The organism is Micromonospora sp. CA-246542 (assembly GCF_050942905.1).
Classification (GTDB): domain Bacteria; phylum Actinomycetota; class Actinomycetes; order Mycobacteriales; family Micromonosporaceae; genus Micromonospora.
Genome location: NZ_CP192040.1, coordinates 6600837 through 6623879, shown reverse-complemented (window position 1 = coordinate 6623879; position 23043 = coordinate 6600837). Strand labels below are relative to the sequence as shown.

The following is a 23043-nucleotide window of genomic DNA, read 5'->3' as shown; positions in this document are numbered from 1 at the left end:
GCCGTCAGATCTGGTGGAGCCAGGCGACGAAGAAGACCGCACCGGCCACCGCGATCAACAGCGTGCTCGGCAGCAGCCAGGCCGGACCCCGCTCCCCGTCGAGGCGTCGGGTCAGTCGTTGGTGCACGGCGGCGATGCCGATCAGCGCGGCCAGCCCGCCGGCCGCCAGTGGCAGGCCGACGAGGAAGTGCGCCAGCCACGCGCCGGCCCTGCTCGGCCCGCCCCAGGAGTGGTCGTACGGGCCGGGATCGACCACCCCGTACAGGACGCCGCGCAGCACCATCAACACCTCGACGCCGATCGGCAGCAGCGCCACCAGGCCGAGCAGCAGGCTGAGCAGCGCGTGCCCGAGCACCGCGAGCGTGCCGGCTCGCCGGCCGGGCACGGCCGTCGGCGGTGCGCCGAGCAGGCCGGTCCGCAGGCCCCGCCACCGCGCGACGGCGGCGTCGGCCCCGCCCACCGGGGTGGTAGCCAGCGTGAACAGGGCGACCGGCACCAGCGTCGCGCAGTAGGCGAGGCTGCGGCCGGCGCGGCGGATGATCTGGTTCCGGTGAGCGGTGGCGGTGGCGGTGGCGGACACGGCGTCTCCTCGGGCTCGGTGTGCCGCGAACGCTAGGGACACGGCACACCCCGCCGCGTCACCCCGGGGAGCCACGCTCGCGCTGGCTCCCGGGGATGACGACCCCTCCCGGGTACGACGAAAGGGGCGGCCCGCCGCAGCGGACCGCCCCTGTCGGGTACGGCGTTACGTCAGATCCGGCTGCCCGTGGCGGCGTGGAAGACGTGGCTGCGGCCGGCGCGCGGCTTGACGAACACGGTGTCGCCCATGTTCGGCATGCTGCGGCGGTCGGTACGGACGACGAAGCGCTCCGAGTTGCCACCCAGGGCGGCGTGGCCGTAGACGTTCGCGTCCGAGCCGAGGTCCTCGACCAGCTCGACGACGACCGGCATACCGCCCTCGGTCGGGCTGACCAGGTCGCAGTCCTCCGGACGGAAGCCGACGGTGACCTTGCCGTCGCCACCCTCGGCGCGGGCCGCCTCGACCTGCTCGCGGGTCAGCGGGATACGCAGCTCGGCGAACTCGGCGCCCTGCTCGTGCAGCGGGACGGTCTTGATGTTCATGGCGGGAGAGCCCATGAAACCGGCGACGAACACGTTCGCCGGGGTGTCGTACAGCGCCCGCGGGGTGTCCACCTGCTGGAGCACACCGTCGAGCAGCACGGCCACCCGGTGACCCATGGTCATGGCCTCGACCTGGTCGTGCGTCACGTAGACGGTGGTGACGCCCAGCTTGGCCTGGAGCGACGCGATCTGCGTACGGGTCTGCACACGCAGCTTGGCGTCGAGGTTCGACAGCGGCTCGTCCATGAGGAAGACCTGCGGCTCGCGGACGATCGCCCGGCCCATGGCCACACGCTGACGCTGACCACCGGAGAGCGCCTTCGGCTTACGGCTGAGGTACTCCTCGAGCTGGAGCAGCCCGGCCGCCTCCTTGACCCGCCGGTCGATCTCCGACTTGGAGGTCTTGCGCAGCTTCAGGGCGAACGCCATGTTCTCGTACACCGTCATGTGCGGGTAGAGGGCGTAGTTCTGGAAGACCATCGCGATGTCGCGGGCCTTCGGGGGAAGGTGGGTGACGTCGCGCTGGTCGATGTAGATCGAGCCGGCGTCGACGTCCTCCAGCCCGGCGAGCATCCGCAGGCTGGTGGACTTGCCGCAACCCGACGGGCCGACGAGAACGAGGAACTCGCCGTCGCCGATCTCGAGGTTCAGCTCGTTGACGGCGGGACGCTCGGTGCCCGGGTAGATCCGGGACGCCTTGGAATAGGTGACCGTAGCCATGGTGGTGCGCTTCCTTTCACCGGCAGGAACGTGCCGGACGATCCGAGTGAAGGAGCGACCGGCGCGAGCCCGTGCCGGTCAGCGGACGGCAGTCGGTCGCGGGGGCGGCCGGGTCGTCGTCCGTGTCACTGCACCGTAATTGGCTTTGCCCGCGCTGCCAAGGCGAGGGACCCTCGGAAGTGACCCAATGCCTACGCATTACGGGCAGTCGGGCACGGCAAGGCATCAATCGACGGCGCGGTGCGGCGTCGGGCGTCGGGTTGTTGACGTTTCCCGTGCTCGGGAGCACTCGCGAGCGGGATATCCGGACGTCAGTCGCTATGCTGGCGTCGACACACGCGCCCCTGTAGCTCAGCTGGCCAGAGCACTCGCCTTGTAAGCGAGATGTCGCCGGTTCGATCCCGGCCGGGGGCTCCATATCCACACCGGGCCTTCCCCGACCGGCTCCGCCGGCGTCGAGCCGGTTGACAGCAACCGGGTTCCCTCAAGGTGTCCGCGACCGAGGTGGTGAGTCAAGTCCGCCAAGCGTAGCTATCACACACCTTGGGGGGCGCCGGTCCCCCGGCCCACGGCCAACCGCACGACGTCGGTCGCGCTGCTGGTAGGCCGCGTGGTATTTCACCATGGGGCGCAGACTCTCGGTCATCAAATCAAGAGAGCGTCCGTCCAGCTTGCCGAGCGCCTGATGCATCGCGTCGAGATCGACTTGGTCGTATACCTTTGCTTGATCTTCACGTCTGCATGCCAGGCGAGGACCTGGGCGACATGCGGCGGGACGTCCGTCTTCATCGTGCGGCGGGCTGGCGGCCGGCGAGGGCTCGTCGCCGGACGCCCCCGGGTCCGGTGGCCCGGCCGACCCGACTGCCGGCTGCCGGCCAGGTGGTTCAAACTTCCTGTACGTCTTCAAGGCGGCCCGCAACGGGCCGCACGCGCCGCCGCCAAGGGCGCGAGGCCTTCACTCCGCTGCCGCTCCGCTCCGGCCAGGCAGCACACCCGGCGGCTGGCACGGTACGCGGGAAGCCCGGAGGGCCGCGGGGCTCCGTCCGCGCGTTGCGGTCCGTGGGTTGTTGCGATAGGCCGACCAGCTTCGACCCGTGGCCAGCAGTTGGTTACGTGCGCTCCTCCTTCATGCGACACTGGCGCCCTCTGCTAGTGGCCGAGACTAGGAGGCATGGTGGCGAAGCATTCTTTGCTCGATGCCCTGGTCGGCGCAGGATTTGAGCCCTCGAAATACCCCCAACTGCTGGCAGCTGAGCAAAGAAGTGAACGGGCCATCGCCCAAGCTCGAACGTATCTCCGGGAACAGTTCCCCGATGGGACGAACTCGATAGATATGATTGCCTTCGGCTCTCTTGCGCGACGGGAGCTAACCGCAGAGTCCGACTTCGATTACCTTGTTGCTACCTATGACATCAGCACCCCGCCTGAGGTAGCGGAGAAGATGCTTCTGGCGGCTGACCCGCTGCGCGAACTGCTAGGCTCCGTCGAACGGGCGGTCGGGGCGAGAGCCTTAAGAGGGCCGGGCGCAACCGGGATGTTCGGGCGAGTTATCGCCATCCCCTCCCTGGTCAGTCACATAGGCCTGCAGCAAGACGACAACCACAACCACACCCGCCGAATGCTGTTGCTCGAAGAGTCGGTGTCGCTTTTTAGGCCAGACTTGCATGACAAGCTGATCAGGCTTACTTTGAACCGGTATCTTGCGGATCGGGTCGTCGGCGCTGATTCGGTGCCGCGCTTCCTCCTGAACGACATTTTGCGGTACTGGCGCACTTTGGCTGTGGATTATCAAGCGAAAGTGGGCGGAGCGAGCATGTATTCATTGAGGTACTTGAAGCTCATAATCACCCGCAAGCTGGTATTTGCAAGCTCTGTCGTTCCACTGTTCCTTTGCCGGGACGTCCAGCACGATAATGTGGAGGACTTCCTGTTCGATGAATTCGCCAAGCCGCCGCTTGCCCGGCTCCTGAGCTTGATGCCGATGATCGAGGGGGATCTGGCGGCGGTCGAAGGGCTCAGGAATTGCCTAGACACCGCGGAACGCTTCATCGAAATGCTTGCCTCCCACGACTGGCGTGCGCAAGTGGCAGAAGCTGCACGACGTAACGATACATTGGCCTTGGTTAGTTATCGGGATGCTCGTCTGGCAGGGAAGGCGATGCAGCGATCGCTGCAAGACGTCTTCTTCTCTTCGGCTATTCGACCTTTTACTGAGAAGTATCTAGTATTTTGAGGGGAGGGAACAAGTGCTGAAAATAGAAAGTTCGGAGATTGCTTCGATGGGAAAGTCCGCATCGCTCGTTGATGAGCCGTGCTCCACTTGCGAATTCGCATTGTGGGTCCCGGTTCTTGATCTGGGGCGCACTTCGCTGGGCATCTACGACGACAGCAGGTTCCCTGGCCGCTGCATATTGGCGCTGAATGAGCATTTCGAGTCGCTGGAGGAGGTGCCCGACGGCCTTGCAAGTGTCTTTATGCGTGACGCCAAGCTGTGCATGATCGCCCTCCGTCGCGCGACCGACGCGTCCCGCGTCAACTTCGCAATCCTGGGCAATAGGGATCCCCACGTGCATGCACACCTAATTCCTAGGCACTTGGCCGATCCGAGACCCAATGACCCGCCTTGGGCGGACCCTCGCGCCAAGAGTCCTCTGTCTGCTAGGGAGTTGCGTCAGTTGCGTGTGGCAGTTGCCTCTGCCGTCCTTTCCATAGCTAAAGAAAGATCCCTGGACGTAAGGGTGGCCGCATGAGCAAAGAAAGCTTTGAACTGCGTAGCGGCTGGACCAATTAGGGGCGAGGCGGGTGTGGATGTTACGGCCACTGCTTCTACCGCCGTCGCGACTCTCGTTGCGGTGGTGCTTGGAGGATCGCTTTTTGGAGTCAACCAAAACCAAGGTTCGGCTCGTGGTGCGGTCTCGGTCCGTGCTACAGGAACTCCAGGACGTGATCCGATACGCGGTGGCAGTCCGGTGCCGCCGGGTCGATCGTCGCCGCTTTGTGCGCGCAGGTACAGCGTCGTGCCGAACAAGAGCGTGCCGCGCGTGAGGCCGAGAGTCACGCTCACCGGCGTACGGTGGCGGGCCTGGTCAACGCGTACGACGGCAACGGCGCAGCTCTCGCCGCCGGGAGGCCCCCGGTGAGTCGGGCCGTGGAGGAGTCCAACCGGGCGATGCTGCGCGCCCGCGACGCGATGGACCGGTCCTACGCCGAACCGCTGGACATCCCGGCGCTGGCGCGGATCGCGCACGTCTCCGAGGCGCACTTCATCCGGACGTTCCGGGCGACCTTCGGTGAGACGCCGCACCGCTACCTGCAACGCCGCCGGGTGGAGCGGGCCATGACGCTGCTGGTGGAGACGAACCGGGACGTGACGGACATCTGCTACGCGGTCGGCTTCGGCAGCCTGGGCACGTTCAGTCGGACGTTCCGGCAGATCGTCGGTGAGCCGCCCTCGGAGTTCCGGCGTCGCCGCGCGGCCGCCGGCAACGTGCCGTCCTGCTTCACGAAGGCGTGGACGCGTCCCAGCAGTTTTGGATAAGCAGCAGGTCAGGGCCACCCTCTACGGTCGTGGCATGACGATGAACGCGATCAGCCGCTCCCAGATCTACGTCCTCGACCAGGACGAGGCGCTCGATTTCTACGTGAACAAGCTCGGCATGGAGGTCAACACCGATCAGGATCTCGGCTTCATGCGTTGGCTGACGGTCAACCTGCCCGGTGACCCGGAGCGCGAGATCCTGCTGGAGAAGCCCGGCCCGCCGGCGCTGGACCCGGCGACGGCCGAGCAGGTGCGGGAGCTGCTCACCAAGGGTGCCCTGGGCGGGTACCTCTTCATGACCACCGACGACGCCCACAAGACCCACGAGGACCTGGTGGCGAAGGGCGTCGAGATCACCGACGAGCCGACCGAGCGCCCGTACGGGATCGACTTCGGCATCCGGGACCCGTTCGGCAACAAGATCCGTATCGGCCAGATGTTCCCCCGGGCGTAGCAGCCGCAAGATCAAGAAACCGGAGGGCGCGGGCCAGCACCGCGCCCTCCGGTGTGTTGGGGTGTACGGCATGCGAACGCGGCTGCTGTACCTGACCCGACACGGCGAGCAGGACCTCACCGGGCACGCCGACACGGGCTCGACCGAACCGGACACCGGCCTGTCCGAGCGCGGCCGGCGGCAGGTGGCGCTGCTCGCCGAGCGCCTGCGGGGCCGGTCGTTCGCCGCCGTTCACCACGGGCCGCTGCGCCGCGCCGCGCAGACCGCCGAGGTGGTCGCCGCCGCACTGCCCGGGGTTCCGGTGTACGCCACCGAGTTGGCCGGTGACCACCTCCCGCACGACACGGACCCGACCGGCCTGCCGTCGGCGTACGCCGAGTTCCTGGCCGGATTCTCGGCGACCGAGCGGGCCGACGGGCCGCGCGTGACGGCGGAGGCCGTGCGGCGCTTCACGGGGCCGGCGGAGGTCGACGAGGCGGCGGCCGTGGGGGAGCCGGTCCGCGAGCTGGTGGTGACGCACACCTTCCTGATCGCCTGGCTGGTCCGGCACGCCCTCGACGCGCCGGAGCGGCGGTGGCTGGGCTTGAACCACCACAACGCCGGGTTGACCGTCATCCGGTACGGCCCGGCCGGGCCACCGAACCTGATCGCCGTCAACGACGTGGCGCACCTGCCGTTGGAGCTGCGCGGCACCGGACTTCCCCCGGACTACCTCGTGTGACTCGCCGTCAGGCGGTGACCTTCAGCAGCAGCTCGACAAGGTCCCGGGTGACGGGCGGCGGCGCGGGATCGGCGGGGCAGTCGACGTACCCGGTCTCGACGGTCCCGACGGTGAGGCGGTAGCTGAACGCGTCGGCGCAGCTCGACGTGGTGGCCGTGCGACGGGCCTCGGCGCTCAGCCGTGGGTCGGCGGCCAGTCCGCGCAGCCGGCCCAGGTCGGCGGTGCCGAGCTTGCCGGTACGACGGCCGCCGGCCCGGTCCACCACGGTCCACCGTCCGTCCGGCTCGACGGTGATGTTGTCGCCGCGCCCGGCGAAACCACCGGAGCGGAACAGCGCGACCCGAGCCCGGTCGTCCGCTTTCGGCCCGCCCGGGACGGGGCCGTTCGGGACGGGGTCGTTCGGGACGGCACTGCTCGGGGCGAGGCCGCTCGGCGCGGGGATGTTCGTGAGGTCCGGGCCTGCGGTCGCGCCGGTCACCGGGGGCAGGTCGGTGGGGTCGGCGGCCCGGTCGGTGCCGGTGCAGCCGGCCAGCAGGGCGGCCAGGAGCGCGATCGTGACGCCGGTCGTGGAGGCGGGTCTCATGTCCGTCGGACGCGCCGATGCCCGCGTTGGTTCCCTTGTCAAGGCCCTCATCCGTTCGGCCAATCTCAATGTCTGGGAGCGGTCCAAGGCTTCTCTTTTCTTCAACACATAGCTATATCTACATGCGTGACTACCCCCGTCACACCCATTCTCCTTCCAGGAGGGCACGTGAAACGACCCCTCGCGGCCGTCAGCGCAGCGCTGCTCACCAGCGGCCTGTTGACCTGCGTCGCCACCGCGGCGCACGCTGCCGCACCTCCCGCTCCCGCGCCGGACGCCTCCGCCGCGGCCCGAGCGGCGACCGTCCTGCAAACGAACCCCGGCGCGGTCCAGGGTTCCAGCGCCGAGTCCTACCAGGTGCAGAGCACCCGGGTGGACGCCTCCGGCGCGGCGCACACCCGCTACACCCGCACCTACCAGGGGCTGCGGGTGTACGGCGGTGACTTCGTCATCCACACCGCGCCGAACGGCACCTACGCCGGCAGTTCGGTCGGACTCGCCGCACCGCTGACCCTCCTCACCACGGCCAAGGTCAGCGCCGACGCGGCGAAGAAGACGGCCCGCGCCGGGTTCACCGGCAAGGCCGAGACCGTGGGCGCACCGGAACTGTTCGTCGACGCCAGCTCGGGCAAGGGCCGACTGGCCTGGGAGACGGTGGTCAGTGGCTGGCAGCCGGACGGGCAGACGCCGTCGCGGCTGCACGTCATCACCGACGCGACCTCCGGCGCGACCGTGGGGTCGTACGACGAGATCGAATCGGTCACCGGCAGCGGCCAGGGCATCTACACCGGCACGGTCAGCATCGACACGACGCTCTCCGGCAGCACGTACCAGATGATCGACCCGGTGCGCGGTAACGGCCGTACCTGCGACATGAACAACGGCACGTCGTCCTGCACCACGTTCACCGACGCCGACAACGCGTGGGGCACCGGCGCCAACTCGAACCGGCAGTCGGCCGGCGTGGACGCGCACTTCGGCGCCGCCAAGACGTTCGACTACTTCAAGAACGTCCACGGCCGCAACGGCATCTTCGGCAACGGCAGTGGTGTGCCGAGCCGGGTCCACTACGGCAACAACTACGTGAACGCCTTCTGGGACGGCGCCCAGATGACCTACGGCGACGGCTCAAGCAACTCCCGCCCGCTGGTCGCGCTGGACGTGGCCGGGCACGAGATGAGCCACGGCGTCACCGAGGCGCTGGCCGGCCTGGTCTACTCCGGTGAGTCCGGTGGCCTCAACGAGTCCACCAGCGACATCTTCGGCAACATGGTGGAGTTCTACGCCGCCGCGCCGAGCGACCCGGGTGACTACCAGGTCGGTGAGAAGATCAACATCAACGGCAACAACACGCCGCTGCGCTACATGTACAACCCGTCGCTGGACGGCTCGTCCGACTCCTGCTGGTCCACCAGCACGAAGAACAAGGACGTGCACTACTCCTCCGGCGTCGGCAACCACTTCTACTTCAACCTCGCCGAGGGCACCGGCTCCACCTCGTACGGCACCTCGCCGGTCTGCGGCTCCGCCCCGGCGGTGACCGGCATCGGTCGTACCAAGGCGGAGAAGATCTGGTACCGGGCCCTGGACGTCTACTTCACTTCCAACACGTCGTACGTCAACACCAGCAACCCGGCGAACACGGCCCGCGCCTACAGCCTGCGGGCGGCCACCGACCTGTACGGCAGCTGCTCGACCGAGTACAAGGCCGTGCAGGCCGCCTGGACGGCGGTCAACGTCGCCGGCAACGACGCGACCTGCTCCACCGGCAACGACTTCTCCGTGTCGCTGTCGCCGACCGCCGGCTCGGTGAACCCGGGCAGTGCGGTCTCCACCACCGTGTCGACCGCCACCACGAGCGGTTCGGCGCAGACCGTCACGTTCTCCGCGTCCGGCCTGCCCAGCGGCGCGAGTGCCGCGTTCAGCCCCGCGTCGGTGACCTCGGGCGGCTCGTCCACCCTCACCATCAGCACCTCGTCCGGCACCTCGCCGGGCACCTACTCGGTCACCGTGAACGGGGCGGGGTCGGTCACCCGCAGCGCCACCTACACGCTGACCGTGAACGGCTCCGGCGGCGGCTGCACCTCGCCGGGCCAGAAGCTGGCCAACCCGGGCTTCGAGTCCGGTTCGACCGGCTGGACGGCCAGCTCCGGGGTGATCACCAGCTCCAGCGGCCAGGCGGCCCACGGTGGGTCGTACAAGGCCTGGCTGGACGGGTACGGCAGCACCCACACCGACACGCTCGCCCAGTCGGTGGCCCTCCCGACGGGTTGCTCGTCGTACACGCTGAGCTTCTGGCTGCACATCGACTCGGCCGAGACCACCAGCAGCACGGCGTACGACAAGCTCAACGTGCAGGTGCTCAACTCGGGCGGGACGGTGCTGGCCACGCTGGCGACCTACTCCAACCTGAACAAGGCCTCCGGCTACAGCCAGAAGTCCTTCTCCCTGGCCGGGTACGCCGGCCAGACCGTCACCCTGAAGTTCACCGGCACCGAGGACTCCTCGCTCCAGACGTCCTTCGTGGTCGACGACACGGCGGTCAACGTCTCCTGACCTGACCGACACCCCGGACCCGGCGGCCACCGCAACGGTGGTCGCCGGGTTCGCGTCCGGGCCGTTCTGGCAGTCTTGGGTCGGCTCGGGTGGCGTGGGAAGAGGGGTTTGCGTGTCGGACGCGGAGTTGACTGTCGCGGTGGCCGGACCGGTGGCAACCGTCGTGATCCACAACCCGGCTCGCCGGAACGCGATGACGGCGGCCATGTGGCGGCAGCTCCCCGAACTGCTCGACCGGCTGGAACCCGACCCCGAGGTGCGGGCTCTGGTGCTCACCGGCGCGGGCGACGCCTTCTGCGCGGGCGCCGACCTGGGCGATCTGGCTGAGCTGCTGGACGCCGGCGACACCAGCATCGCGGTCGCCGCCGAGGAGCGGCTGGCAAGCTTCGCCAAGCCGACGATCGCGGCGATCCGGGGCGCCTGCGTCGGTGGCGGCGCGCAGCTCGCGGTCGCCTGTGACCTGCGGATCGCCTCGGACGACGCCCGGTTCGGCGTACCTCCGGCCCGGCTCGGGCTGGTCTACCCGGCGCCGACGACGCGCCGGCTGGCCCGGCTGGTCGGCCCGTCGGCGGCGAAGCACCTGCTCTTCACCGCCGAGTTGATCGACGCCGAGCGGGCTCTGCGGATCGGCCTGGTCGACGAGGTGCTGCCGGGCGACCGCCTCGCCGAGCGGGTGGACGACCTCACCGCGACGATCGCGCAACGGTCGCCGCTGAGCGTCACCGCCGCCAAGGAGATCGTCGACGACCGCGCCGGGCCGGCCCGGATCGCCTGGTGGCACCGGAAGGTCGCGGACAGTGGCGAGGCCCGCGAGGGCGTGGCGGCCATGGCCGAACGCCGTACGCCCCGCTTCGCCTGGCGAGCACCGACCGACCGCTGAGGCTCGTGGCTTGATCCACTCGGGTTCCAGGAAGGCGGGGTATCCCGTGCGCTGGGACACGCCGATGTCATGCAACCCGAGTCGATCTAGGCCACCTGCGTCCCGGCTACCTGCCGCCTCCGAGGTGTCGCGTCGCCTACGCCTCGTCGTCGCCGTCGGTCGGGCGGGGCGGGCGGTTGTGCCGCGCCCACTCGTCCACCTCGTCCGCATCCCAGACGGTCATGCCGATGAGCCGGGCGAGTGGTTCGGGGAAGCCGGGTGAGCGGGTGTGCCGTCTGGAGGGATCGTTGTGGGCCGGGGTGATCTTCGGGATGGTCAACTCGGTGATCTACGGTCAGCCGTCCACCCTGCGTCGGGTGACCTGGCGGTCGCCGGTCCGGTACCGGGGGATGCGGCGGTGAGCGGCCAACGTCACGCCCCGATCCGGCCTCTGTGGGGATGCGCTGCGTGCGCCCGGAACTGGCCGTGCGAGCAGGCCCGGGCCGAGTATGCCGACGAGCCGAGGCTCCTCACGCTCGACATGGCCTCGTGCCTGTTTGAGGCGAGCGTCGATCTGGCCCACCTTCTGCCGGACCCACCCGACCCCGTCGAGCTGTACAACCGGTTCATGGGCTTCGCCCGCCACCGAGCCCTGAACCCGTCCCGCAATCCGGGTCGCTCCCGCGACCACCCACCCCGACCCCCTCGCTTCGATCGGCGGCCTCCGGACCACGGCTAGGCGCGTTTCAGCCATGCCAGTCGATGGGTACGTCGCGGCGTGTCGGCGACGAGGGGGCCACCGTGGACAAATCGGTGACGCGTTCGAACTGGGTGGGACGGAAGCCGCGCCACCGCGTCCTGTGGCTCCTGCTGCTGGGAGGCTTGTGCGGGGCGCTGACGGTAGGCGTGGCAGTAGGCAACGAAAACACGGGTGTCTTCGACGGTGACCCGCCGTCGTGGGCGACCAACCTCGGTGGATCCCTGTTGCTCGCCGGGCTCGCGATCGAGATCGTCTCCATCGTCTGGCTGGTGCGCCATGGCGGTTCCCGCGCCGACCGTACGTCGACGCTGTGGCGCTTGAGCTGGTCCCGACGCTGGAGTCTGAGCCGGCAGGTGCGACGAGACGATCCGGCTCCGGATGAGGACGTCGTTCTGCTCGGGCGAACCGCGCGAGCGATGATCGAGCAGCGCCGGTCCTCGATGATCCTGGTCGGCATCACGATTATGAGCATGGGGCAGGCGTTCCTGAGTTTCGCGCCGTTCTTCACCGTGGTCTTCGCGCTCCTGGCCTTGCTGGCCATCTGCCTGTACGTCTTCGCGATCCACGGCTCACGTCGGGCCGAGGTGTTTCTGCGAACTCATCCGGACGTGTAGTCGCGCCGGTTCCACCCATTGCGAAACCTCGATCCCGGGTGGTGCCGGACGTGAGTCGTACGGCAGTCTGTCGGTCGTGCAGCGTGATCAGTTGCTTGCGGGCCGCTACCGGCTCCTGGAGCGTCTCGGCAGCGGCGGCATGTCGGCGGTCTACCGGGCGTACGACGAGGTGCTCGAACGGGACGTGGCGGTGAAGGTGCTCGTCGCCTCGGATCCCAACGCCCGTCAGCGGATCCGGGCCGAGGCCAAGGCTGCGGCCCGGTTGTCACACCCGCACGTCACCAACGTCTACGACTTCGGCGAGTCGCGTCTCGACGGGGTCCAGGTGCCGTTCGTGGTGCTGGAACTGCTCAACGGCGACACCCTCGAAAGACGGCTGGTCGCCGGGCCGTTGCCACCACGTGCCGCGCTGCGGGTCTGTGCCGAGGTGGCGTCGGCCATCTCGGCAGCGCACGACCAGGGTTTGGTGCACCGGGACGTGAAGCCGGGCAACGTGATGCTCACCCCCACCGGCGCGAAGGTGCTCGACTTCGGTATCGCGGCGGCCGCCGGTGACTCCGAGATCGACTTCGATGGCCGGCTACTCGGTACGCCCGCGTACCTCGCGCCGGAGCGGCTGGCAGCCGGCGAGGTCCTGCCGGCCTCCGACGTGTACGCGCTCGGCCTGCTCCTGCACCGGACGCTCACCGGTCGGCTGCCGTGGGCGGCCGAGACGCAGACCGGGATGCTCCGCGCCCACGTGCACGTCGATCCGGATCCGCTACCCGAGATCGACCGCGTGCCCGCCGAGGTCCACCGGCTCTACCACTGGTGTCTCGCCCGCAACCCCGACGACCGGCCCCCCGCAGCCGAGGTGGCCCGCATCCTGCTCACCGTCGTCTCCGGGTTGGCCGGCGGAAACGCCGCCTCCGGGTTGGCCGCCGCCTCCGGGTTGGCCGCCGCCTCCGGGTTGGCCGCCGCCTCCGGGTTGGCCGCCGCCTCCGGATCGGCCACTGCTTCCGGGACGGCCGGCGCGGACAGGGCTGCCGGCGCGGACAGGGCTGCCGACGCGGACAGGTCGACCACAGCCAGCAGGTCGGCCGCCTCGGAGAGGTCGGCCGCCCCGGACAGGTCGGCTGCGGCGGACAGGGCGGTCGCCTCGGACAGGTCGACCGACTCGGACAGGGCTGCCGGCGCGGACAGGTCGACCGCCTCGGACAGGTCGGTCGCCGCTGGCTCGTCCGCTGCCCGCCCGGCCAAGGATGGTGACGCCGGGGCGAACGAGGCGCGCAAGGCCGCAGCGGGTGGGGACGCGGAGGCGGCCGACGGCGTGAACCGGGCTGCTCCGGACGCGCCCCGGCGAGGGTCCTGGCGTCGGCGACGGGTGGCGCTGGTCGTCGGCGGCGCGGTGATCGCAGCGGTGGCGGTGGCCGGGTCGCTCGGCGACTACGGCGCGCGGCGGCACGACGGCACCACCCCACGAACCGGGATCGGGACGGGGGCACCACCACGGTGGGCCTGCCGGAGACCGTGGCGCAGCCCGAACCGTCCACTGTGCGCCTGCCCGCCGAGCCGTCGGCCGGTCCCACGTCGGCCGCTCCCCGCCCAGGTCCCGGAGAGGCCCCGGGCCGGCCGTCGGCCCCGGGTCAGCCGCCGCCGACCGTCGCGCCGACGGTCACGCCCACGGGCGCGTCTCCGCCTGCCGAATCCCCGGGGCTCCCGGTGCGCGCCCAGGGCGGAACGGTCACCGTCCGCTGTGTCGGGGGACTGGCCGAACTGCTCACGGTCACCCCCGCGTCGGGTTACCAGGTGCGGCCGTACGACGCGGGGCCGGCGAAGCAGATCATTGTCGAACTGACCGCACCCGAGCACAGCAGCGAGATCCGGGTGCACTGCGCCGGCGGGCGGCCGAAGGCGAAGGTCACCGAGCGCGCCGCGTGACCGGGGCCGACGGGTGCCGCGCCGGAGGCGTACCCCGGGCGCGGCCCCCGTTCCCGCCGGCCGGTCGGTCACCGCCCGGCGAGCGATGCCCAGCCGGGGTTCACCGGTTCGCGGCGTAGCGGCATGCCCGCCTCCGCCGGGGTCCGGTCACCCTTGCGCTGGTTGCAGCCGTAGCAGGCGGCGGTGGTGTTTCGCCACGTGTTCCGGCCACCCCGGGAACGCGGCAGGATGTGGTCGATGGTCGACGCCGGGCCACCGCAGTACGCGCAGCAGCGGTCGTCGCGGCGCAGCACCCCGGCCCGGGACCAGGCTGGCCCGGAGTTGAACCGCCACCGGGTGACCACGTAACGGACCAGCCGCACCACCCGGGGCAGCGGGAAGACGCCGATCAGCCGATCGGGCTCCGCCTCGTGGATCTCGGCCACCCGTCGGCAGAGCATCCGGACGGCGTGCTGAACGGTGACCCGGTGCAACGGGCCGAGGTCGGCGTTGACGACGAGTACGGCATCCACCGGGACTCCTTTCTACAGTGGCGGCGGACAGCGAAGAGCCGCCCGGTCCGGCGTACCGGACGGGCGGCTCGGCGCGTACGGGTACGCGTCAGTCGGGCCGGCCCGCCCGGGGGTGTTCCGTCGGCCATCCGCCGCAGGACAACAGTGAAGACAGCACGGTGGTGGCGTGCGACCTCGTCATGAACTGCTCCTGCGGTGGTGGTTGACCTTGCGCGATCACGGTAGGTCCGCACGGGAGAGAGGGGCAACGTATTTCGATCGGCTGCCCGGCTCCTCGGGAGCACGCTGACGTCGGGTGCGGGTAGTGTTCCCGGCCGTGCGGCGGGCGTTCGTCAGCGGCTTGTCCAACCGCAACGCCATCCGCGCGGTGAGTTCGCTGTCCAGCAGCGGCCGGTTGACCTCGCCGGCGACCGCCAGCGCGGGTCCCGAGACGGAGCGCCAGATCGCGGCCAACCCGGCGCCCAGACCGAGCAGGGCCACGGCGGCCCGCGTGGTCGGTGAACCGGCCGCCGCTGCCGCGCTCACGCCGACCAGCGCGAAGAGCACCACCAGCATCGGCACCAGCACGGGCCAGAAGATGCCCCGGGCGGCCTGGGCGACCAGCCGGCGGTCCCGGATGATCAGGTTTCGGGCGACCACCGCGTAGTCCTCCTCGTCGAGCAGGTCACGGGGGTGCAGGCCGCCGGTGAGGACGCCGCGCCACAGGTCGCCCTGGTTGCGCAGCTCGCTGCTCAGCTCGGCGGCCTCCGGTTCGGTCGGGTCACCCCGGCCGGCCCGCTCCACGGCCACCGCCCAGGCGGCCAGCGAGCGGCGAACCACCGCGGCCGAGTACGGCGGCAGCACGCTGGCCAACTCGTCCAACCACCGGGTGATCTGGATCTGTCGGCCGTCGAAGCGGCGCAGAAGTTGGGCGGCGTCGCCGGGCCGGACCGTGTCGGCCAGGGACCGGCCCAGCCGGTAGGCCAGTCCGACCCGGAGATTGGTGGCCATCGCCCAGCGCAGCACGTCCACGTTGAGGTCGTCGAGGGCGAGCAGCAGCGGCTCGGTGTCGACCGGGTCCGACCGTTCCCGACCGGGAAGGCGGTCCAGGTCGGGAAGGCGGTCCAGGTCGGGAAGGCGGTCCAGGTCGGGCAGGCGGTCCAGGTCGGGCAGTCGCGCGCGGGCGGCGGACGTGTCGGGCAGCGAGCCGGTGTGCCGGGTGAGCGCCGAGATCTGGGCCAGCGCGACGTCTACGCCGTCGAGGTACATCCGCATCCGGCGGGGCAGTGACATCTCGGTCAGGTTGGAGAGCTTGGCCGGTGGGTGGACCGGCGTGGTCGGTCCCGGTTCGGCGTGTTGCCCGTGGTGGTAGGCGTCCGCCATCCACCAGCCCAGCCGCAGGGCGGTGACGACACAGGCGCGCTCGTCACGGATGAGTGGGTACGCGTCGTCGCGGACGGCCTCCTCGGCCGGCCGTCCGTCCGCTGCGCCGGCGCGGTGCAGTGGTGACATCGCCGCTGCCCTCCCGCCCGGTCGATCGACGGATGATCAATCGAGCGTACGGCAGCGTACCGTCGCTTATGTCGCTTTTGATCGGTTTGGGGCTGCTCGCCCGGCCAGCAGGCCGCGCGGGCGGACCGAGCGCACCGGCTCGGTCGCGGCGCCCTGCGCCCGCAGGATGTGGTTCGCCGCGATGATCCCGGTGGCCGCCGAGCGTTCCATCAGCGCGCTCGGGAAGTCCGTCGCGATCCCGTCGCCGGCCAGGTAGACGCCGGCGGCCTCGGTGCGGACCCCCGGACGCCGGGCGTGGCTGCCCGGGGTGAACGCCGGGGCCTGCGCCTCCACCCGGGCGCGCAGTTCCCGCACCCGCAGGTCGGCCGCCTCCGGCCAGAGCGTCACCAACTCGCGGCGCATCCGCTCGGCCAACTCCTCGGCCGGCACGCCGGGCTCACAGGCGTACGCGTGCAACTCGACGACCGAACCACCGGTGCGGTGCGCCCAGCGCCGCGACTCGTTCTCCAACCGGTGGTACAGCGTCACCGAGTCCAGAGTGGGCTGCCGGGACACACCGCTGAACACCGCCCGGTCGGCGGCGACGTCGCCGTCGCACCAGTACCGCGCCACCGCGTACGGCGGGCCGGGCCGGCCGAAGCGGGCCATGCGTTCCGCCAACTCCGGTGCGCCGGCGACCAGATCGGGGGAGCCCGCCACCAGCGTGGCGAGCGCGGGCGGATCGACGGCCAGCACCACGTGCGCGGCCCGGTGGTCGCCGCCGTCGGTGGTCGTCACCCGCCAGCCGTCGCCGTCGCGGTGCACCCCCGTCGCGCCGGAGCGGGTCAGCACCCGACCGCCGTGCTTCTCCACGTGCCGGGTCAGCGGCTGCCAGATCGCCGTCGCGTAGTCCTCGTCCGGGCAGTCGAAGGCCAGCCCCTCCGGATTGCCCAGCAGGTAGAAGTGGAACTGGGCGACCATCTCGGCCGCCGACATCTCCGCCTCGTGGTTGAAGAAGGAGTGGGAGAAGACCTCGAACAGCATCGCGCGCGCCCGGTCCGGCAGCCGCAGCGACGCCAGCAACTCGTCGGCCGTGGTGTCGTCCAGTTCGGCGTAGGTGCGGACCGGATCGTAGGTGAGCAGCGGCAACGCCGCGTCCCGGTCCATCGACCGCAGGTCCGCCAGGCGCAGGCTGGGACTGCGCAGCAGCAGCGCGAGCAGGTTCGCCGGAGGCGCGGGGGGCAGCCGGCCGAACTCCTCGGTCGGCCACTGCGCGCTCAGGATCGGATAGCCCGGGATCGGTTTGAGGAAGCCCAGGCCGGGCTCGACGCGCCGGAGGATCGACCGCCAGTTGTAGTACTGCCGGAAGAACGCGTGGAAGCCGTGCTCGTTCTGCTGCTCCCCGTCGGGCAGGGCCTCCGGCCAGGCGCCCAGCCGTCCACCGATGGTCGACGCCGCCTCCAGCACGGTCACGTCCACCCCGCGTTCGGCGAGCACCACGGCCGCCGACATGCCGGCGATGCCCGCGCCGACCACGACCGCCGCGACCGGTCGCGGCACGCGGGCGGCACCACCACCGCCGGGGTCCACCTCATGCTGGCGTACGCCGATGAGCCGACCCACCACACGCGACAGCGCCACGGGCACCTCCTCGTCTGCCGCCAGTCTCCTACGGCAGGCAGCGCGGCGCCCGGTCGGACGCGGGCCAGACGTACTCCAGGTCGTCGGGCGTCTCGGTGCCGAAGATCGGGGCGTAGTGCGTCGGGTCCTTGCGCAGCAGGGAGGAACGGTGGCTCAGGTGCAGGTCGTCGCGGCCGAGCCAGGGCGGCAGGTCACCGGCACGCGCCAGCTCGTCCTGGGTCCGTACGACACCTGCCCCGCAGGCGGCGGCGAGGTCGACGGTCAGCGTGGTGGCGCAGGTGTCGGCCCGACCCGGCTCGGTCCAGACGGCGCACATGTCCAGCCCGTACCGGGTCAGCGCCTCCTCGTACCCGGCCCACATCTTCACGGCCGGGTGGTTGCGCCACCCGTACCCCGGCCAGGTGAGCCCGCGCAACACCTGGATGGCCTCCACCCGCTGCTTGCCCAGCCGCTTCTGGTCCAGCGCGCGGGCGCTGGCCAGAAAGTCCGGGTACGGGAGGAAGGTCTGCATGGCAGGTGCTCTACCCACGGCCCGGGTCGACATGCCTGCCCGGGACGAACCGGGTGGGGTCGCCCAGGGTGATCGTGCTGGTTACGATCCGGGCATGGCGGAGCCGTGGCGGGACCGGGCGCGACGGGCGGTCGAGTGGAACTGGCGGCTCCGCTCCGCCGGTGACCCGCGTCCGCACTACGTGATCTGTGGCCGGGACGCCCTGGCCTACTACGTGGCCCGCGCGCTGCTCGAATCCGACCTGCCCGTGGGCGGCGCACGGGTCACCGTCGTGGTGCCGGAGCGCTACCGCAGCACCGGTCCCGACGTGGCGAGCCTGCGCGGCGTCCGCGTGATCCGCTCGGAACGCCTGGACGTGGCGACCTTCGAGGCCGCCGGTCTGGCCGGGGCGACCGGGTTGGCCCTGCTGCACCAGGACGACGTGGGCAACCTGCACGCCGCGCTCTGCGCGCAGGCCGTCGACCAGCGCGTCCGGCAGGTGCTGCGAATGTTCAACGGCACCCTCGCCGACGGCGTCCGCAAGCTGATCAGGGCGCCCGTCGAGGTGCTCTCCGACGCCGAGATGGCCGCCCCGGCGTTCGTGGCCGCCGCGCTCGGCGAGGTCGACCCCAGCTCCTTCCAACACCGGGACAAGACGTTGCGGGTGGCGCGGCGTGCCGACGTCCGGACGCAGGACGTGGTGTGCGCGCTGGCCCACCCCGACGGGCGGCAGGGGATGGAGTTGCTGCCGGCCGAGCAGGCCGGCGCGGACCTGGTGCTCGCCGAGGTGACCGGTCAGCCGCCGGGTACCGAGGTCGCCGCGCGGCGGCTGGTCCGGGCCCGTCGGCGACGCCGGCCGGTCACGATGCTGCTGGGGGCGGTACGCGGCTTCGCGACCCGCAAGATCGGCATCGCGGTGATGCTGGTGCTCGCCGTGATCGCGGTGCTGGGCGCGCTGATCTCCCGCACCGAGGGCGTCTCTCCACTGGAGGCGCTGTACCTGACCCTGGTCACCACCCTCAGCGGCGCCGACCCGGACACTGCCAAACCGCCCGGCGCGCAGATCATGCAGGTGGTGCTCAACCTGGCCGGTCTGGCGCTGATCCCGTTGATCACCGCCGTGGTGGTGGACGGCATCGTCAACGCCCGCCTCGCCCTGCACACCGGTCTGCTGCAACCGGTCCGCGCCGGGCACGTCGTGGTGATCGGCCTCGGCAACGTCGGCACGCGGGTGATGGCCCAACTGCGGGAGTACGACGTCGAGGTCGTGGCGATCGACAAGGACCCGGCGCCACGTGGCGCGGCCCTGGCCCGCCAGTTGGAGGTGCCACTGGTCGTCGGCGATGCCGCGCTGCCCGAGACCCTGGCCGCCGCGTCGGTGGCGGCCTGTCAGGCGCTGGTGGTGGCGTCCACCGACGACGTCGCCAACCTGGAGGCGGCGCTGGCCGCCCGCGACCTCCGCGACGACCTGCGGGTGGTGCTGCGGCTCTTCGACGGTGACTTCGCCGAGCGGGTGGAGGAGACCTTCGCGCTCGGAGTGTCCCGATCGGTCTCCTACCTGGCCGCCCCGGCCTTCATCGGCGCGCTCACCGAACGCGCGGTCATCACGACCATCCCGGTCGACCGGCACGCGCTGCCGGTCGCCGAGGTGCCGGTGGCCGCCGGTTCCGAGCTGGACGGCCGGCCGCTGGACACCGTCAACCGGGACGGGCAGGTCCGGCTGATCGCCCGGACCCCGGCCGGCGCGGCGAAGACGATCTGGTGGAAGGACCTCGACCCCCGCCAGGTGATCTTCGCGGGCGACCGGCTGACGGTCGTCGCCCGTCGACGCGGGTTGGACTGGCTGACGCGCCAGTGCGCCCCGCCGCTCCCCGGCGGGACGCTGACGCCGCCCGGTCAGATCGGATCGGTGCCCCGACCCGTGCCCGCGTCACCGGGTGCCGCCCGATCCGCCGGGTCGCTGCCCGCCCCTGCCGAGCACGCCTTGCCGGCCGGCCCGAGCGATCAGGAAATAGCGGCCGCCGCCCCCGGCGCGGCCCACCCGGTGTCACCGTCCGGCCCGCCAACCGTCGGGGCCGTTTCGCCGGCCCAGGGTGGGAGCGTCGACACGTGGCCCGGCCAGCCGGCTGACGACGCTCGCGTCCCGGACGAACCTGACTCCCGCGCGACGCGACCAGGCTGATCGTCCAGCCTCTGAGTGACAATCCATGGCATGCGTTTCCGCGTCCTGGGGCCGACCCAGGTGCTGGCGGCCGACGGGCGCGAGATTCCCGTGGGCGGCCCTCGCCTGCGCGCGCTGCTGGCGCTCCTTCTGCTCGACGCGGGACACGTCGTCTCCGCCGACCGGCTGATCGACGGACTGTACGGCGAACACCCGCCCCGAGGTGCTGCCAACGCGCTCCAGTCCCAGGTGTCACGGCTACGTCAGGTTCTGCCCGCCGAGCAGAACCCGGTCGAGTTCCACCCGGCCGGCTACCGCCTCGCCGTGGATCGCGAGGATGTCGACGCGTACCAGTTCGAGGGACTGGCCGAGGCCGGGCGGCGCGCGCTCGCGGTGGGTGACTGGGCCCGAGCGGCGGCCGTGTTGCGTACGGCGCTGGAGCTGTGGCGTGGCCCCGCCCTGGCCGATGTGCCGGGCGCACCCGCGCAGGCGGCCCGGCTGAACGAGCTGCGGCTGGCCGCGATCGAGGACCGGGTCGACGCGGACCTGGCGTTGGGTGCGTCGGCCGCGCTGGTCGCGGAGCTGCGGGAGTTCGTCGTCGCGCATCCGCTGCGGGAGCGGTCCCGAGGGCTGCTCATGCGTGCGCTGTCCGCACTGGGCCGACCGGCGGAGGCGCTGGCCGAGTTCGAGGACGCCCGGAGCACGTTGGCCGAGCAACTCGGCACTGACCCGTCGGCGGAGCTGGCCGCGATTCACCTCGCGGTGCTGCGGGGTGAGGAGAGCGGGTCGACCCGACGGGCGTTGCCGAGCCAGCTCACCACGTTCGTCGGGCGGGACGAGGAACTCACCCGCGTCGGCGCTCTGCTCGGCGAGCGCAGGTTGGTCACCCTCATCGGTCCCGGGGGAGCGGGCAAGACCCGGTTGGCGATCGAGGCGGCCGGCCGTCTGGACGGGGAGGTCCGCTTCGTCGAGCTGGCCGGGTTGACCGACGGTTCGGACGTACCGCAGGCGGTGTTGAGCGCGCTCGGCCTCCGCGACGCGGGCCTGCGCGCCCCGGCCGAGCCGGGTCGGCAACCTACCGATCGGCTGGTCGAGGCGCTCGCCGAGCGCCGGCTGCTGGTGGTCCTCGACAACTGCGAACACGTCGTCGCCGATGCCGCCCGGCTGGCCGCCCGGTTGCTGGGCGCGTGCCCGGGGCTGCGTGTCCTGGCCACGAGCCGTGAGCCGCTCGGGTTGGCCGGCGAGGCGTTGTGCCCCCTGTCCGGGCTCACCCTGCCGCCGGCCGGCACGCAGGAGCCGGATGTCCACGACTACGCCGCCGTCCGTCTCTTTGCCCAGCGGGCCGAGGACGTCGCGCCCGACTTCGCCGTCACGCCGGCCAACCTCGGCACGGTGCTGCGGATCTGCCGCACCCTCGACGGTCTGCCGTTGGCGATCGAGCTGGCCGCCGCACGGCTGCGCGCGTTGCCCGTCACCGAGGTGGCCGCCCGCCTCGACGATCGATTCCGGCTGCTGTCGATGGGCAGCCGGGCCGCGTCGCCGCGACACCGCACCCTCCGGGCCGTGGTGGAGTGGAGTTGGGACCTGCTCGGCGACGCCGAACGCAGACTGGCCCGACGGCTGACCGTCTTCGCCGGCGGTACGACGCTGGAAGCCGCCGAGCGGGTCTGCGACCTGCCGAACGTGGACTTCGTGGAGGCGCTGACGAGCCTCGTCGACAAGTCCTTCGTGGAGATGACCGGTGGTCGGTACCGGATGTTGGAGACGGTCCGTGCCTTCTGCGCCGAGCGTCTCGCCGAAGCGGGTGAGGCCGACGACCTGCGTCGCGCGCACACCGCGTACTTCCTGGAGTTCGCCTGGACCGCCAGCGACAACCTACGGCGTCCGGAGCAGCTGCACTGGTTGCGGCGGCTCGACGCCGAACGGGACAACCTCCACGCCGCGCTGCGCCGTGCCACCGCGGCCGGTGACGCGGCCGACGCGGCCGGCCTGGTCGCGGCGCTGTCGTTCTACTGGTGGCTGCGCGGCATGCGTGGGGAAGGGGCCCGGCTGGCCGCGGACGTCCTCGGACTACTCGGCGCCGAGGCACCTGCCGGGCTGCGCGAGGAGTACGCGCTCTGCGTCTACAACGCCTCGCTCAGCGGATCCGGGCAGCTGGACTCGTTGGGTACGCAGCGTTCCGTCATCCGCAGTCTCGACCGGCCGCCGCGCCAACCCTTCCTGCTGTACCTGTCGGGAATCTCGGCCGGACCGCCGTCCGGTGGGTCCGAGCACGTCAAAGAGCTGATGCGAGAGTTGCGGCGGCTGGTCGGCTCGGACGTGTGGATCAACGCGCTGGGCGCGATGGGGAGCGGCTCGGCGCAGATGTTCAGTGGTAGGTGGGACCAGGCCGGGACGGAACTGGAGATCGCGCTCGACGGTTTCCGGCGGGCCGGGGACCGCTGGGGATCCATGATCACTCTGGGCGCGCTCGGCGAACTCGCGGCCCGGCGCGGCGATCCGGAAGCGGCGGGCACCCACATGGACCAGGCCATGAGGCTGGCCGAGGAACTCGAATCAGTCGTCGACCAGGCCGACATGCTGCGTACCCGGGGCGAGATTCGGCTGCGGGCCGGTGACCTCGTCGCGGCGCGCGACGATTTCGCTGATGCCCTGCTCCTCGCGCAGCGCAGCGGCGCACCGGAGTTCGTCTCGGCCGCCCGGCTCGGCCTCGCCCAGGTGGCCCGGCTGGGCGGTGATCTGGCCGAGGCGCGACGGCTCTGCGAAGCGGCGTTGACCGGCGGCCTCACCGGCTGGTACGTCGGCGAAGCCACCCGGGCAGAGATCATCTTCGTGCTGGAACAGATCATCGAGGCGGAGAAGGCCGGGCCCGGTGCGCCGCCGTCAGCGGACCGTGCGTGACCCGTCAGCGGACCGCCGCAC

The 23043-nt window shown here is 71.0% G+C and carries 18 protein-coding genes and 1 tRNA gene; 11 read left to right on the top strand and 8 right to left on the bottom strand.

The genetic code is table 11. The features are described from left to right. Positions 1-4: 4 nt before the first annotated feature. A complete protein-coding gene (locus ACQP0N_RS30850) occupies positions 5-580 on the bottom strand; it encodes a hypothetical protein (RefSeq protein WP_433116004.1) in 576 nt (191 codons plus the stop codon). A 170-nt stretch (positions 581-750) separates the two neighbouring features. Then, positions 751-1842, bottom strand: coding sequence for an ABC transporter ATP-binding protein (locus tag ACQP0N_RS30845; RefSeq protein WP_355050957.1), 1092 nt, complete (start codon positions 1840-1842; stop codon positions 751-753). Positions 1843-2182: 340 nt separating this feature from the next. On the opposite strand from ACQP0N_RS30845, the gene ACQP0N_RS30840 reads away from it, so the two are divergent. From ACQP0N_RS30840 to ACQP0N_RS30820, 5 genes are all read left to right on the top strand, one after another. Then, a tRNA-Thr gene (locus ACQP0N_RS30840) sits at positions 2183-2259 on the top strand. Between the two features lie 754 nt (positions 2260-3013). After that, positions 3014-4075: a hypothetical protein gene (locus ACQP0N_RS30835; protein WP_433116002.1), complete on the top strand. Its 1062-nt coding sequence runs from the start codon at positions 3014-3016 to the stop codon at positions 4073-4075. A gap of 903 nt (positions 4076-4978) precedes the next feature. Then, positions 4979-5380, top strand: a complete 402-nt coding sequence (locus tag ACQP0N_RS30830; protein ID WP_396800074.1) for a helix-turn-helix domain-containing protein — start codon at positions 4979-4981, stop codon at positions 5378-5380. A gap of 34 nt (positions 5381-5414) precedes the next feature. After that, entirely contained in the window at positions 5415-5834 is a 420-nt protein-coding gene (locus ACQP0N_RS30825; RefSeq protein ID WP_355050955.1) for a VOC family protein, read from the top strand. 70 nt (positions 5835-5904) lie between these two features. Further along, positions 5905-6555 (top strand): histidine phosphatase family protein, encoded by a 651-nt coding sequence (locus tag ACQP0N_RS30820; protein ID WP_433116000.1) that lies wholly within the window; start codon positions 5905-5907, stop codon positions 6553-6555. Between the two features lie 7 nt (positions 6556-6562). On the opposite strand, the gene ACQP0N_RS30815 is transcribed toward ACQP0N_RS30820, so the two are convergent. After that, positions 6563-7138 (bottom strand): hypothetical protein, encoded by a 576-nt coding sequence (locus ACQP0N_RS30815; RefSeq protein WP_433115998.1) that lies wholly within the window; start codon positions 7136-7138, stop codon positions 6563-6565. Between the two features lie 168 nt (positions 7139-7306). Here ACQP0N_RS30815 and ACQP0N_RS30810 point away from each other — a divergent pair, with 168 nt between their 5' ends. Beyond that, positions 7307-9694, top strand: a complete 2388-nt coding sequence (locus tag ACQP0N_RS30810) for a M4 family metallopeptidase (RefSeq protein WP_433115996.1) — start codon at positions 7307-7309, stop codon at positions 9692-9694. Between the two features lie 112 nt (positions 9695-9806). Then, entirely contained in the window at positions 9807-10574 is a 768-nt protein-coding gene (locus ACQP0N_RS30805; protein WP_433115994.1) for an enoyl-CoA hydratase/isomerase family protein, read from the top strand. Between the two features lie 136 nt (positions 10575-10710). On the opposite strand, the gene ACQP0N_RS30800 is transcribed toward ACQP0N_RS30805, so the two are convergent. Next, entirely contained in the window at positions 10711-10893 is a 183-nt protein-coding gene (locus tag ACQP0N_RS30800; protein WP_433115992.1) for a hypothetical protein, read from the bottom strand. A 461-nt stretch (positions 10894-11354) separates the two neighbouring features. Between ACQP0N_RS30800 and ACQP0N_RS30795 the strand changes: the two genes are divergently transcribed. Both ACQP0N_RS30795 and ACQP0N_RS30790 read left to right on the top strand, forming a co-directional pair. Beyond that, the gene (locus tag ACQP0N_RS30795) at positions 11355-11927 is read left to right on the top strand and encodes a hypothetical protein (RefSeq protein WP_433115990.1); all 573 of its coding nucleotides are present in this window, start codon (positions 11355-11357) and stop codon (positions 11925-11927) included. Between the two features lie 76 nt (positions 11928-12003). Next, entirely contained in the window at positions 12004-13764 is a 1761-nt protein-coding gene (locus tag ACQP0N_RS30790) for a protein kinase domain-containing protein (RefSeq protein ID WP_433115988.1), read from the top strand. Between the two features lie 151 nt (positions 13765-13915). Here ACQP0N_RS30790 and ACQP0N_RS30785 read toward each other — a convergent pair whose 3' ends face one another. The 4 genes from ACQP0N_RS30785 to ACQP0N_RS30770 form a co-directional block, all read right to left on the bottom strand. Next, positions 13916-14359: an HNH endonuclease gene (locus ACQP0N_RS30785; protein WP_433115986.1), complete on the bottom strand. Its 444-nt coding sequence runs from the start codon at positions 14357-14359 to the stop codon at positions 13916-13918. Between the two features lie 216 nt (positions 14360-14575). Then, the gene (locus ACQP0N_RS30780) at positions 14576-15850 is read right to left on the bottom strand and encodes a hypothetical protein (protein WP_433115985.1); all 1275 of its coding nucleotides are present in this window, start codon (positions 15848-15850) and stop codon (positions 14576-14578) included. Between the two features lie 66 nt (positions 15851-15916). Beyond that, the gene (locus tag ACQP0N_RS30775) at positions 15917-17470 is read right to left on the bottom strand and encodes an FAD-dependent oxidoreductase (protein ID WP_433115983.1); all 1554 of its coding nucleotides are present in this window, start codon (positions 17468-17470) and stop codon (positions 15917-15919) included. 28 nt (positions 17471-17498) lie between these two features. After that, positions 17499-17981 (bottom strand): MSMEG_6728 family protein, encoded by a 483-nt coding sequence (locus ACQP0N_RS30770; RefSeq protein WP_433115981.1) that lies wholly within the window; start codon positions 17979-17981, stop codon positions 17499-17501. Between the two features lie 94 nt (positions 17982-18075). On the opposite strand from ACQP0N_RS30770, the gene ACQP0N_RS30765 reads away from it, so the two are divergent. After that, complete coding sequence (locus ACQP0N_RS30765) at positions 18076-20142, top strand: NAD-binding protein (RefSeq protein WP_433115979.1); 2067 nt, start codon at positions 18076-18078, stop codon at positions 20140-20142. 30 nt (positions 20143-20172) lie between these two features. After that, positions 20173-23022: a BTAD domain-containing putative transcriptional regulator gene (locus ACQP0N_RS30760; protein WP_433115977.1), complete on the top strand. Its 2850-nt coding sequence runs from the start codon at positions 20173-20175 to the stop codon at positions 23020-23022. The last annotated feature ends 21 nt before the right edge of the window (positions 23023-23043 follow it).

Bases quoted from the DNA above. Each gene is read 5' to 3' on its own strand.
- ACQP0N_RS30845 (WP_355050957.1), bottom strand. From the start codon at position 1,842: ATGGCTACGGTCACCTATTCCAAGGCGTCCCGGATCTACCCGGGCACC.
- ACQP0N_RS30835 (WP_433116002.1), top strand. From the start codon at position 3,014: ATGGTGGCGAAGCATTCTTTGCTCGATGCCCTGGTCGGCGCAGGATTT.
- ACQP0N_RS30825 (WP_355050955.1), top strand. From the start codon at position 5,415: ATGACGATGAACGCGATCAGCCGCTCCCAGATCTACGTCCTCGACCAG.
- ACQP0N_RS30820 (WP_433116000.1), top strand. From the start codon at position 5,905: ATGCGAACGCGGCTGCTGTACCTGACCCGACACGGCGAGCAGGACCTC.
- ACQP0N_RS30815 (WP_433115998.1), bottom strand. From the start codon at position 7,138: ATGAGACCCGCCTCCACGACCGGCGTCACGATCGCGCTCCTGGCCGCC.
- ACQP0N_RS30780 (WP_433115985.1), bottom strand. From the start codon at position 15,850: ATGTCACCACTGCACCGCGCCGGCGCAGCGGACGGACGGCCGGCCGAG.
- ACQP0N_RS30770 (WP_433115981.1), bottom strand. From the start codon at position 17,981: ATGCAGACCTTCCTCCCGTACCCGGACTTTCTGGCCAGCGCCCGCGCG.
- ACQP0N_RS30765 (WP_433115979.1), top strand. From the start codon at position 18,076: ATGGCGGAGCCGTGGCGGGACCGGGCGCGACGGGCGGTCGAGTGGAAC.
- ACQP0N_RS30760 (WP_433115977.1), top strand. From the start codon at position 20,173: ATGCGTTTCCGCGTCCTGGGGCCGACCCAGGTGCTGGCGGCCGACGGG.